An 11,505-nucleotide genomic window follows, 5' to 3' on the forward strand; every position below is an offset into this window, starting at 1 on the left:
CCCCTGAACGATCACCGTAGGTTCTTCAGCTATGACGTTGAAGTGTTTCAGCACAATGTCTCGGTGGGGATGCTGAGCAAGCGCTTTGGTACCGCGTCAGGTGGTGAACATCGCACTCCGCTTTATCTGATTTTTGGAGCGGCCTTGGCTGCCGCATACGGAAAATCAAAAGGTAGTACATCCGGTGGCGGCATCATGCTGCTAGATGAAGCCTTCGACAAAATGGACCCGCAGAACATTCGCGCCGCAGTTCAGTACCTCAACGCGCTCGGCCTGCAACTGATCATGGCAGGACCAGAAACTGATCAAGGTAAACTCTCGTCGTTCCTGAACATCTACTACGACATGTCGCGCTATGGGAGCAAAAAGATTCAGCTCAAGAAAAACGTGGTGTTGGACAAGACGCGTGAACTGCTTCGCAGCGATAACTTCTATGCGCACCCCGATCTGCTGCAGCAGGAAATAGACCGGATGACGGAAGCTGAAAATGAACCTCACTGAACATGCGCTCTCACGTCTTTTGGAACGCGGTGAACGCGCACGACTCAGTGGCAATAGTCGTATCATTCGGGAGTCGTTTGCTTCGCATACGTCGCCTTATTGGAAGCAAAATCTTGAAGCAAGAGACGCTATGCACCTCCGCATGCGCAAGGCAGCAGCAGCGGGGGCGGTGAGGCTGGAATGGTCGGGGCAAGGAGGTGACGATCGACCTTTGGATGCGGTCGTACTGGTTGATGTGGATTTGCTGGCAGCTCATCTAGGGCGATCAACCAATGGCGCGTCTGTCGCGCAGGCACGCGATCAGCTGAAAGCATGGCACTCGAATATTCGGGTTGAAGAACTTTTGGGACGTTGGGCGAATCTCAAACAGGTACGCTCGCTTGGCCCTGAATCTGTTCATGACTTTGTCGACGCACTGCGCGTGTTGGATGCTATGGCGACATCTCTTGATGACCAAGTCGTTCGTCAATTGAGCGTTCATCTGTTTCGTAATTCAAAGCGCATCGAGGGCCTTCTCAAACACTTGGATGTGCTGACTGGTGAGGCGCTGAACTCGCCGGCTCGGCATTGGAGTGAGGTGTTCGGCGCAATAGACCTCACCAAAGACCCACAACCGTTTCTGATTTCCGGCGCAGGCGTCCTCAAATTGTCCGATGGCGTTGACTGCCCAATAGTGCGCCCTTTTATCGGCGTGGCAAACTCGGTCATTGACGGCTATTCCGGTACCCCCGAATGGCTGCTTACCATCGAAAACCTCACCACCTTTCATCAGGCAGCCAAAGCACTTGCGCCGACACGACAGGGACTTGTGGTCTACACCGCCGGCATGCCCTCCCCAAGTTGGGGCAAGGCCTATAGCAACATTCTTGTATCGCTACCGGAGAGCACCCGGATTCTTCACTGGGGGGACCATGACGAAGGAGGCTTTCGAGTTGCTGCGCGCATCGCCCACTTTGCTGGCGGTGTCGACCGACGCCTCGACCCCTGGTGCATGGATGCCGTGCAGTGGACTGACAAAGGTACGGAGGCCAACGCAGGACAACATCGTTCGATGATTAGAAGCGCTGGCCGGGCAGGCTGGTCAGATCTGGCATTGAAATTGAGCGCGATCATCCTTGAGCAGGAAGGCTTGCCAATAACATTGCCGTAGCGGAAGCGAGGACAGCAGATCTGTGGCAAAAGCCTGCCCACAGGACTCAAACGTTTTACTGGGTACAGCCAGCGGACTGTTTCCCCTAACGCAAGATCCCGCAGCCTACCCTTCGGATGCGCAGAATAGCTTCGATTTCCATATCCACTTCTGTTTTGTCGCCTTCACCACACAGCCCTCCTACCCTCTCCCATTCGGCAACCAGTAATTCACCGGCATGCGTCACTGCATCTACGGTATGAGCGAGGAGATCTGCAAGGTTCGAATTGAGCATGGGACGCGGGGACCTGGGAGCGGTGTTAATGATTAATGGTTGCCTAAATTGCCTAAATTGCCTAAGGTGCCGTTCGGCATGCCCATCCGGCAAGTCTTCCACAAGGTTCGCTTTCCATTACAAACGGCGAGACAGAGTCCAAGAATCTATTGGAGCCTTTTTTCGATCGCTTTGCGCATGTACGACGGGCTTCGACTTGAAATTGAATCAATAAAAGCCATTTGGCGTTTTTGATCTTACGTTTTCCTTTCATTTTAGGACCCGTATAGATATTTGGTACGACCAACACAGCACTGTGGACGGAGCAAATGCCAGGACGCGCCAAGAAGACCACGGTGTAGATTACTCAAAAACGCCTGGGTCCTCTGGAGTATTAACAGCATTCACCAACCGGCAGATGACAACGGACAGCCAAGTCTGGTGGGCAAGCAGCTCTGCACCCTCCGGGCCATCAGGTGTACACACTTCATAAAGTGAACGCCACTCTAGGATGTCCACTGGATCTACCTTCTCGTTGTCTCCGAAAACGTCCTTGGAGGCGAGGCGATACACAAAGGTATCCTCGCAAGGATCGTCGGAAGTTCGAAGTTTTACTTGAGCGAAATCGACCACAGTCTCCGCAACCCACTGGGGTGAACCATTTAGCAGCGGGGGAACCGCTAGCACGATACCAACGACGCCTTTTTCAGAATCTGGATGATCCAGTTCTAGAAAGAGCTCGACCAGATTTTGACCCGACAGGCGTTTGACTATTTCGACCCCTCGCTCCGGATGAATGACATTAGCAACAGCTACCAAAACCATGGTTAAGGAGCTATCCGCATTGCTCGTTGCAGCTACCTGCCTGGAGCCAATTTGCAGTGAGGTCATACGACTCTCCAAGAAAATGAACACTATAGATTGTAGCCCTATAGATCTCAAAAAGGCCTCATCGTTCCTTTTGTGGATCGAACACAATGGAACTCAAAGAGGCATTTGCCATCGCATTACGCACCACACGACTTCGTCGCGGTTTAACACAAGAAGACTTCGGAATAATCAGTAGCAGGACCTACCTCAGCACGCTCGAACGGGGGCTTAAGAATGTCACGTTAGAGAAGGCGTCTGAGCTTGCTCAAAGGATGAACGTGCATCCTCTCACCCTCCTTGTTGAGAGCTTCTTACTCCTCGACCCAGAAACTGATTTCGATTCGCTGATAGAACGTATTCGGCGCGAGATTGAAGACGGCCGGCGCGGGTGACTGCATCGTTCTCTCCTCTAAACAAACACGCTTCGGCCTCATCGACGCACGCCTTTAAGTGCTCCCCTGTGATACCGCATTCAGGGGCGCCGTGGCGCTCTAGTCCGATCGCGTATTTGTTTTTGCGCTACCAATAAGCACCGCGGTGTCGCAGATCAAAATGTGAAACCTTCTGCTGCCTGGAACAATACTTCCTCAACCAGTTGAGAGCCTTGTAAGGTGCAAAACATCGCGAACGGACTCTTGCCCGAAAAGCGAGATTTGGAAGTGGAAAGCCAGCGTTTTGCTTTCTGCTGGTCGCCGAACAGTTCCTCGGCTATGGCAATGACGCGTACAACACGAAACAATCGATCACTTTCGAGGGCTGTGAGCCGGCTGCCATGCGCCAACCTGCGCTTGAGCGTCTTGTACGGAATAATTTGATCGCGCACCATAGCGCTGATTACGCCACGCTCAAAAAGAATACAGACAGTCTCTCTCGAGAAACCAGCGTCGATCAGTGAGTGAATGTCTTGATCGGAAGCATCAATAGGAATAAGAAGCAACGTTTTCAAGCGAACTCGATAAACAGAGCGATTGATAGTTCTCATCGTGCTTCCAGCATAAGGAGCGAACTCTGGGTATGCATCTACCTGCTAGCATCCTGCATTATTGGTCAAGAATGAAGGCGATCTGCCAATTTTAAGCAGTATGTCCCAGTTTGCTATCAAGTAAATCGGCCAAGCACGGTAGAAGCCTGATGAACATCGAAGATGCTTTCATTAAAGTACTAAATGGTGGGTCAGAAGATACCGGCAGTACACTAGAGCGTACGATGGCAGTCGTGTGGCCACTGATTCTTTTACTGGAAATTGCAGTACGCAACGTTAAGCTGGGTAAAAGCGTGAGCAGCGTTGTACCGCAATAGTATGGTACTAATGTGATGCGACATATAATTTATCCGATGTAACTACGACTCAATATAGCATAGGCCCAACATAGACCCGCTGTTGCTCACATCCATGTGCGCTTATGGTAAGATAATCGCTGGACTGGCGGTGGATGAAATCATGCGACCCATTATTAGTGAAGAGATGGTTGAACAAGCGTTATTCAGACTAGAAGAGAATGGCGCCAAGCCAACTTTGGACGCTATCCGTGCGGAGCTGGGTAATCACGGGTCGAAAACCACTATAGTAAAACATCTGCGAGCTTTGAAAGCTAAAAATACAGACAGCTTTTCAGAGCAATCGCGAATGACTACCAGGCTCAATATTCCTGACGTTCGTTTCAAAAACCCCTCAGATTCGTGGAGTCGGAGCAATGACTTCGTTCGCTTGCTAGATACCATTAACAAGCTTCGCGCTGTCACTTCCAACCCCCAGGTGATAGAGGAAATCACCACGATATTTGTCGAGCTAAAGGAAGAAAATCTAAAATACCAAAACCTTTTAAGCACATTACAATTTTTTCAGCAGCAGCTTATAGAGTCACTAAATAAGCCCGCCAAACCTTAACTATACATCAATAAATCAATTGAGAGCCTGTGCGCACTCCGAATAAGTTTGTATCGACGATTTCGCACTTTCTTATAGATTTTTATTCGTTCCGTCTTTTTCTCATCGGAATCGCAAGGCGAACAGTCACTTATAAATTCTAGATATGTTTTTCTCTCTAACCAATCTAAACGAGATACCGAACTGCACCATACCGCCCAGGCGGCAGGGCTCAAATCCCTCTGGCTCTTCTTGTAATCATCAAAAATAGCGTTCCAAAATTTATGGTTCGTTTCATTGTTGGATGAAATGAACCTGGCGGAAGAAAACCAAGGAACGCTTTCAAACCTTATTAGCATTAAGCTTGACAACGCCTTACTCAAATAAAACCATTCAGCCTCCAGGCTAAGCTGAGCGTAGCCGTCAGCTAACCAATTAGTCACTGTAGGGGCAATGTATTTATGATCTTGAGCCGACAACATCATTAAAACGAATAGCGCAATACGATCCAGCGCTGACATCATGCTAATATCATCTTCAAGTGAAGACAAGTAATAAGATTTTGTAGGATATATTCTATTTTTTAATAAAGAAAAAATGTCTACTAATTCAGATTGTTCTTTCATGATACTCCACAAAGGATGATTCAATAAGTTTATTAGCGACGGTTCCAAATCAAGCAATATCGCCAACCTAGCTTTTTGGGGCATTAAACCTTCAAGAAACCTTCCCCAAGTACTATTAGATTCAGACTCATGGGGCAATCCCAGTCTCCTCTCATACCACCTCGCGAGTTGATACCCGTTAGGCTTAACACCCGCAAGCACCGCAAGTAGGTGAGCTAAAGCGGATGCTTTCAGCTCCTGTAGTAGTGTCTTTCTCTTACGCCCCATCGCCTACCACCGTATCGAATATTCAAAAATATAATTCCGTACAAAATGGTACTGAATCAAGGATTTTTTTTCGTCGCCGATGCGTAAACATTTGAACACCATTTCACCCCGTGTTTACTGGGTTTCACGGTAAAAAAATATTTATATTTCGCCCCTAGACCGCTTCCGAATTCCTTCGCTAGTATTTTAATGGCGGCAACGGTATCAGCAGACACGCTAGCGACAACGTACTGTATGAAAATGCGTCGAAACCCATACTGCTGATATTAATATCTTCTAGGAGTTTATATTGAGGATCGCAATTAAACGAGGCCACCTCGTGGTGGCTAATGGAGTGTTGTCGATCGTTAGGGATATAGGAAAAAAAGGCGACGTCACAGTCAGTGGCTTTGGTTGCGGAACCATATCAGTTGTCGACGTCGCAAATATCCAACCTATTCCCCAATCTCGTGACAGCCTCGAAAACCATAAAGAAACAGAGGGTTTTCTTACCGAGCATAACGCCTCAAAAATGATACTGGCTGGCGAACGATCAGTCGTTATTGAGCTTTATTTAAGCGGCTCGTTATCTGCAAATCAAGCTGCCGACATGCTTGGCTTAAAAAAAACCGCGTTTTACGATTTGAAAAAAAAATACAGTCCCGATCTAGGCCCGGTCACATTAATAAAGAACAGCCCTGGGCCTCACAAAGGGAGCATGAGAGTTACTGATGAAATTAAATCCATCATTACGGATTGCTACAACGAGCACTATCACGGCCGGTCCGCCTCATATTCAAATGTGTGGAAACATGTACAAAGCGAATGCTTTGCACAAGGATTGACTTCTCCTAGCAGGGCATCGGTAAAAAAAATAATCGAGGGATTTGATGAAAAAACCACTTTTAGAAAAAAACACGGTGTTGATTCTTCAAATCAAATTTTCCAGCCTCGACCCGGTATTGCTCATACCGATTATCCCTTACAAGTAGCTCAAATGGATCATACGCGCGTGGACCTTCTCCTTCGTGCCGAACATGACCGCACAATAATAATTGGAAGGCCCTGGCTGTCGGTAATAATGGATTTACACACGCGTGTCATATTGGGTTATTACTTAACCATGTTCGCGCCCTCAATTATATCGGTGCAACAGACAATGGGCATGGCGATGCTTCCTAAGAATACCGGTTATTTTCAGTTGGCCAGCGAGTCATGTCACTACCCGTATTTTGGATTTCCCGAACGTTTATTGATGGACAATGCTGCGGAGTTTCGCTCTCCGATTGTTGAAGCTGCAATGCGTAAATACAAAATAATCCCTGAGTGGCGAAAGATAGGTAAGAAGCACATGGGAGGCCATATCGAGCGTCTAATAGGCACATTTATGACTTCGGCTGTTCACTTCTTACCTGGCACCACGTTCTCAAACACTGAACAGCGTGGTGACTACGATAGCGAAAAACAATCTGCACTAACCTTCAAGGAGTTTTGTACTTGGTTTGCCGGGCAAGTCCTTATATATCACGGCACAGTCCATGCCGAGTTGGGGACCTCTCCTAAGGATGCTTGGGAGAAGGCGTTCGATAGCACCGAAATTAAACTTCCTGAAGTAGCGATAAATCCGCGAGCGCTTTACTTGGACTTTTTACCAGAAACAATAAAGCCCGTGAGAAATAACGGTATAACATTGAATAAAAGGCGCTACTACTCAAATCAGCTAAATCGCATACAGGGACGAGGTAGAGTCATCGTAAAATTTGACCCGTTTGATATGTCCATAGTATGGGTGAGCGTTGATGGAGAATACGTTCGAGTTCCACAAGTTTCCTCAGAGCAAGACTATATCAGCTACGAAGAGTACCGATGCGACCGCCAGCACAATAAAAAACTACCACCAGGCACAATCACAGACGAGGATGCACTCAGGCAAATGCGCTCCAACAACGCACTGGTCAAAAATAGCCAGCGGAGCACTCGTAACGCCAAAATAACAAATATACATTCGGAAGCAATCGCCCATCACTCAGAGCAGAATAAAAATGGCATCCCTAAATCTATCTTGGATGCATATACGATGCCCACCAACGAATTCGCCGTTGACGAAACTGAAGTCAACTTCTCATTAACCCCTAGACTATTTGACCAAAATGACTGATACCCCTATCGATGTAAGCCATGTGCGTCAATCAAGGCAATATTTATTGAACCTCCCTACGGAGGAGCGACTTATGATTTGTCTGCAAGATGTATTTATCGAGTATCCTAACTCCCATGCGATCTTGAGCGCAATGCACTACATGTTACGTACTGAAAACAAGGTTCAGGCACCCTGTATGTTGGTTTGGGGCAGCGGCGGTTACGGAAAAACAAGCATCATCAATAAAATTAAAGAAATTAATAAGAATGAAGAACATAAACTGGTGTTTATGAGTTTTAGGCAGAACCCAAACAATTACAACTTCAGAGAACTGTTGCTCGAAGCATTTAGTATGGAGGTAACAAGAAAATTTAGCGGATACAATGCGTCAAGAGAATTTGCACGTACTGTAGAACGAAACAATATCAAAGGTATTGTCATTGACGAGATCCACGACGCCGTAACCCTATCGACAATGCAACAAAAAATCAACCTCTCACTACTTAAAAATCTGTCCGGTGATCAGTACAATCTTTCTGTTTTCGCCTTTGGTGTAGATAAGGCAAGCGAGGCACTTCGCCTAGACCCGCAATTGGAACGCCGGTATTTGCAGTGGCCTTTGGAGAAATGGAAGATGAACGAAGACTTTAGGGGATTTATTGCAGCTTATGAGCGCACATTACCCTTAAAACAACCATCGCACTTGCACAGTAAAGAATTAGCAACCGCCATATTAAAGCAAGCGAATGGTGTGATGGATAACGTGGTAAAAATTATTCAAGTATGCGCCGCGGAAGCTGTTTCGTCTGGCATAGAAAAGATCACAAAAGAACTTATCACTAATGCGCCTTTTTTAGCAGCAAAATACGGAGTGTCTTTAATTCGGCACGTCAAGCGACAACAACCAAATGATCCAACATAACCTCGACTCCAAAATCAAACGAATTCATAATAAGTTTAAGGTATTAACCCCCCAAGTAATAAGCGCCGTCAACACTATCGTGTCAACTCTTTGGAGCACAAACAAAGCAGGCTCACTGCAGATTATTTTAGGCAAGACTGGCTCCGGGGGTTCAACTGCAATTCAAATGTGCCACAAACGCTTGCGGCATAAATTTAATAATATAGTTGTGCTGCGCTCTTCCCCACTCAATGAAGAGTTCAATCCATGGAAGCTTTTATTGCAGTATTATGGTCTTTATTTCGATGAATCTGATCTTAAGGTAAAAACGACTGATATACCCCGCGTAGTGATTGATTTAATTGAGCGCGCGGCAATTGATTGTATTATTTGTGAAGATTTCTCAGAGGGCCTTGATAAACCGACGGACAAGCAACAAGCAATTCAAGCTTGGCTTGGTGTTGCCCGTCATTCCGCTTGCGTGAATGTAATCATATCAACTCATGATTCCACGTACGCTACAAGATTTGCGAATGAGGGGTCAGTTACAATCCATCAGATAGACGAGTGGGATAATGACTGTAAATTCTCATTATATATTAGCGATCTTCAAGAGATTCTTCAGACCAAATTTAAGATCATGGTAAATTTGAGCATCTCTACAACCCAGCTTTATAAACATTGCAATGGAAACACCGGAAATTTATTAAATTTGGTTCGGGAATACGCTGTGGCAGAATTACTGCCCTCAAATGCGAACACAGACTTAACAGAGCATTTACCCCTAAAAACCAAGGTCAGACAAAATGCAATTTCATTCGCTTTTAAACCCAGTCGATGATGAGTCTTTTACATCCTGGATAGTGAGATGTGAGCTTAAATTATCGCCACGCTGCTTTTCAGCCGCAAAAATAAATACAATGTTTTCCTCCTGTATGGATTTTTTTCCAATCCTTGATCATGATTTTTCTCCGGAAATACTAGCATCAACCACGGTTGGTGACTCGCTTAGGATCGATCCGCAAATATTACTCAATTTTTTCCGTCCTAAATCTACATGGGTAATCCCTTATTCAGGTTGGCAAAATGCTTGTACACTCTGCCTAATGGACTCTTTAAAGAAAAAGCGCTGCTATGTATTCTTAAAACGCTGGAGATATGTTGCGCACCCTATCTGCCCTGTACACCAGACTCTATTAAGACCATTGCCATATAATCAGCGTTACAGCATAATGGCATTTCCTGGCAGGCTAATTTCAACTAACAAGTGTAGCCTTGACAAACTAAGTTTTAAAACGCTCGTATTTCTTGCCCTGAAAATACAGCGGCATATTTGTCATTTGGAAAACTCACAAAATAGTAGCGCGCTGCAAATGACAACCGCTTACCGCTTTGTCATGGAGTTATTCTTGAGTGCAGGAGAATATAGGGGGCTTGCCTGCTTTCTGTATTCGAAGCCCACTCCACAGCGGGGAGCGCTACGATATTCAGGCGCGCGGGCGCTAATGCTCATAGGGGCATTTACCGCTTCGTCTTTTGAACGCATGTGTGCATTGATATTAACAGGCTATGTCATTGGCGCATTTTCACAGTTAGAGGCTCGTGTGTATGAATCAATATCAAACGAACACAGCGCAATCTATTCGTGCTCGGCCCATGCTATAGGCAGGTTTAGCAATGTTTTTCTTCCCTATGAGTCTCCTGCAATACTACGTCGCCTTGAAAGATTGTGCGACGTGTTTTCCAGCCAAAAATATTTGGAGTTTTTGAAAGGCTTTAAAAATGCATGATTTATATAGGAAAGTTGATTTTTTTTATATCGATCTCGGCTTAGTGGTCACTGACATTTACGGCGTTTCGTGCTCTAGGCTATGCATGACCTATGCAGCCGTAGACAACCAAATAATCGGGTATATTTTGCTAAATCAAAAACCTTCATCCTCCTCGTTTACTTTGCTCAAACTACAAATATCAGAAAACGTAAAGGATATGAAAAGGTGGATGCAGAATCCGATCAGCTACAACCCATTATTTAAAACGTCTCCCTATTTCTCAAGCGTACAAGACTTATATTTTAGCATTGAAATATCAAACCAACCTTCAAATATGATATTGAAGGCTGGTTCGGATAAATTTTTAGACGCGATTCTTGATATGCCGTCAGAGTATCTAAGTCCATTGTTAGAAATTTGGATTCTCCCACCACGACTAGCGTTGCAATTAGTTCGCGATCAAATAAAGCGAAATTGCTGCCTAGTAGTTGCAGATATCTAGAGATAGCTGAAGACCATGAAAGATCCCGGCTGATTAGATCGATTTTTGATGTGGTGGTGAAACAAGATAAACCAATCGAACCAAACTCTCAGTTGCTAAAGTACAGTAAGAGCGCTCAGAGATATAGCCGTACGAAGTTAATGTAAATGCCTTCAGCTCCTCAGCAGTCTCCTTAATAGGTCGTTGCCATCTGCTGCGATGAAGCTATCTTCAAGAGAGTACCGGATCATTAGCGGCTAAAGTGTTAACGTTCCCGCACCAGCTATCCGCACCACTCTCGCTACTCGAACCAGCTCCGACAACAGAACCATCTTCCATCACACGACTTTCAAGAGATCACGCAAAACGCCTGGATCAACCACTATCTGTGTAAAGTTTTCATCGAAGCGTTAGCTGCGAACACGGTTATTAAAGTGGTTTGTCTATTGTGCTCAAGCGCTCCCATCGTCATATCGTGGCATGGAGCCAATCTTACGTCGGCAATCTATGAATGAATTGGATTGAACTTCGTTTGTACATCGGCCCCTTTGAAGGGGCGAGCGGTATATGGCTTGTGCGGTGAAGGTCTGTTCATAGTTTTCTGAACAACGTCGCCATATGTTTAGCATTTGCCGAGAAAGCTTAGGCAAACTTATCGGTGATACAAATACATCTGAGTCATCTTCAATAAAAGCGAC

General features: G+C 45.8%; 13 protein-coding genes. 9 read left to right on the top strand and 4 right to left on the bottom strand.

Annotated elements, in window-relative coordinates:
• Nucleotides 1-3 precede the first annotated feature (3 nt).
• Nucleotides 4-501 (top strand): SbcC/MukB-like Walker B domain-containing protein, encoded by a 498-nt coding sequence (locus tag AC3ITA_RS14680; protein WP_489280788.1) that lies wholly within the window; start codon nucleotides 4-6, stop codon nucleotides 499-501.
• Nucleotides 488-1,651, top strand: a complete 1,164-nt coding sequence (locus tag AC3ITA_RS14685; protein WP_489277577.1) for a Wadjet anti-phage system protein JetD domain-containing protein — start codon at nucleotides 488-490, stop codon at nucleotides 1,649-1,651. The genes AC3ITA_RS14680 and AC3ITA_RS14685 overlap by 14 nt, the downstream gene beginning before the upstream one ends.
• An 85-nt stretch (nucleotides 1,652-1,736) precedes the next feature.
• On the opposite strand, the gene AC3ITA_RS14690 is transcribed toward AC3ITA_RS14685, so the two are convergent.
• Together AC3ITA_RS14690 and AC3ITA_RS14695 are read right to left on the bottom strand one after the other, a co-directional pair.
• Nucleotides 1,737-1,925: a hypothetical protein gene (locus AC3ITA_RS14690; protein ID WP_489277579.1), complete on the bottom strand. Its 189-nt coding sequence runs from the start codon at nucleotides 1,923-1,925 to the stop codon at nucleotides 1,737-1,739.
• 342 nt (nucleotides 1,926-2,267) lie between these two features.
• Complete coding sequence (locus tag AC3ITA_RS14695) at nucleotides 2,268-2,795, bottom strand: hypothetical protein (RefSeq protein WP_489277581.1); 528 nt, start codon at nucleotides 2,793-2,795, stop codon at nucleotides 2,268-2,270.
• Between the two features lie 86 nt (nucleotides 2,796-2,881).
• Here AC3ITA_RS14695 and AC3ITA_RS14700 point away from each other — a divergent pair, with 86 nt between their 5' ends.
• The gene (locus tag AC3ITA_RS14700) at nucleotides 2,882-3,166 is read left to right on the top strand and encodes a helix-turn-helix domain-containing protein (protein WP_489277583.1); all 285 of its coding nucleotides are present in this window, start codon (nucleotides 2,882-2,884) and stop codon (nucleotides 3,164-3,166) included.
• 155 nt (nucleotides 3,167-3,321) lie between these two features.
• Here AC3ITA_RS14700 and AC3ITA_RS14705 read toward each other — a convergent pair whose 3' ends face one another.
• Nucleotides 3,322-3,756, bottom strand: coding sequence for an antitoxin Xre/MbcA/ParS toxin-binding domain-containing protein (locus AC3ITA_RS14705; protein ID WP_489277584.1), 435 nt, complete (start codon nucleotides 3,754-3,756; stop codon nucleotides 3,322-3,324).
• A 149-nt stretch (nucleotides 3,757-3,905) separates the two neighbouring features.
• Between AC3ITA_RS14705 and AC3ITA_RS14710 the strand changes: the two genes are divergently transcribed.
• Both AC3ITA_RS14710 and AC3ITA_RS14715 read left to right on the top strand, forming a co-directional pair.
• Entirely contained in the window at nucleotides 3,906-4,073 is a 168-nt protein-coding gene (locus AC3ITA_RS14710) for a hypothetical protein (protein WP_489277586.1), read from the top strand.
• A 142-nt stretch (nucleotides 4,074-4,215) separates the two neighbouring features.
• Nucleotides 4,216-4,662 (top strand): DNA-binding protein, encoded by a 447-nt coding sequence (locus AC3ITA_RS14715; protein ID WP_489277588.1) that lies wholly within the window; start codon nucleotides 4,216-4,218, stop codon nucleotides 4,660-4,662.
• Here the strand turns inward: AC3ITA_RS14715 and AC3ITA_RS14720 are convergent.
• On the bottom strand, nucleotides 4,659-5,267 hold the full coding sequence (locus AC3ITA_RS14720; RefSeq protein WP_489277590.1) for a hypothetical protein: 609 nt from the start codon (nucleotides 5,265-5,267) through the stop codon (nucleotides 4,659-4,661). The genes AC3ITA_RS14715 and AC3ITA_RS14720 overlap by 4 nt on opposite strands.
• Before the next feature lie 556 nt (nucleotides 5,268-5,823).
• Between AC3ITA_RS14720 and AC3ITA_RS14725 the strand changes: the two genes are divergently transcribed.
• From AC3ITA_RS14725 to AC3ITA_RS14740, 4 genes are all read left to right on the top strand, one after another.
• Nucleotides 5,824-7,671 (top strand): transposase, encoded by a 1,848-nt coding sequence (locus AC3ITA_RS14725; protein ID WP_489277592.1) that lies wholly within the window; start codon nucleotides 5,824-5,826, stop codon nucleotides 7,669-7,671.
• Between the two features lie 73 nt (nucleotides 7,672-7,744).
• Nucleotides 7,745-8,575, top strand: coding sequence for a TniB family NTP-binding protein (locus AC3ITA_RS14730; RefSeq protein ID WP_489277594.1), 831 nt, complete (start codon nucleotides 7,745-7,747; stop codon nucleotides 8,573-8,575).
• Complete coding sequence (locus AC3ITA_RS14735; RefSeq protein WP_489277596.1) at nucleotides 8,562-9,395, top strand: hypothetical protein; 834 nt, start codon at nucleotides 8,562-8,564, stop codon at nucleotides 9,393-9,395. Before AC3ITA_RS14730 ends, AC3ITA_RS14735 begins: the two co-directional genes overlap by 14 nt.
• A complete protein-coding gene (locus tag AC3ITA_RS14740) occupies nucleotides 9,361-10,344 on the top strand; it encodes a hypothetical protein (protein WP_489277598.1) in 984 nt (327 codons plus the stop codon). Before AC3ITA_RS14735 ends, AC3ITA_RS14740 begins: the two co-directional genes overlap by 35 nt.
• The last annotated feature ends 1,161 nt before the right edge of the window (nucleotides 10,345-11,505 follow it).

Source organism: Pseudomonas sp. GL_090 (genome assembly GCF_057837765.1).

What these genes read in the sequence shown, in the direction of transcription:
- AC3ITA_RS14685 (WP_489277577.1), top strand. Translation starts at nt 488, where the DNA reads ATGAACCTCACTGAACATGCGCTCTCACGTCTTTTGGAACGCGGTGAA.
- AC3ITA_RS14690 (WP_489277579.1), bottom strand. Translation starts at nt 1,925, where the DNA reads ATGCTCAATTCGAACCTTGCAGATCTCCTCGCTCATACCGTAGATGCA.
- AC3ITA_RS14695 (WP_489277581.1), bottom strand. Translation starts at nt 2,795, where the DNA reads ATGACCTCACTGCAAATTGGCTCCAGGCAGGTAGCTGCAACGAGCAAT.
- AC3ITA_RS14700 (WP_489277583.1), top strand. Translation starts at nt 2,882, where the DNA reads ATGGAACTCAAAGAGGCATTTGCCATCGCATTACGCACCACACGACTT.
- AC3ITA_RS14705 (WP_489277584.1), bottom strand. Translation starts at nt 3,756, where the DNA reads ATGAGAACTATCAATCGCTCTGTTTATCGAGTTCGCTTGAAAACGTTG.
- AC3ITA_RS14710 (WP_489277586.1), top strand. Translation starts at nt 3,906, where the DNA reads ATGAACATCGAAGATGCTTTCATTAAAGTACTAAATGGTGGGTCAGAA.
- AC3ITA_RS14715 (WP_489277588.1), top strand. Translation starts at nt 4,216, where the DNA reads ATGCGACCCATTATTAGTGAAGAGATGGTTGAACAAGCGTTATTCAGA.
- AC3ITA_RS14720 (WP_489277590.1), bottom strand. Translation starts at nt 5,267, where the DNA reads ATGAAAGAACAATCTGAATTAGTAGACATTTTTTCTTTATTAAAAAAT.
- AC3ITA_RS14730 (WP_489277594.1), top strand. Translation starts at nt 7,745, where the DNA reads ATGATTTGTCTGCAAGATGTATTTATCGAGTATCCTAACTCCCATGCG.
- AC3ITA_RS14735 (WP_489277596.1), top strand. Translation starts at nt 8,562, where the DNA reads ATGATCCAACATAACCTCGACTCCAAAATCAAACGAATTCATAATAAG.
- AC3ITA_RS14740 (WP_489277598.1), top strand. Translation starts at nt 9,361, where the DNA reads ATGCAATTTCATTCGCTTTTAAACCCAGTCGATGATGAGTCTTTTACA.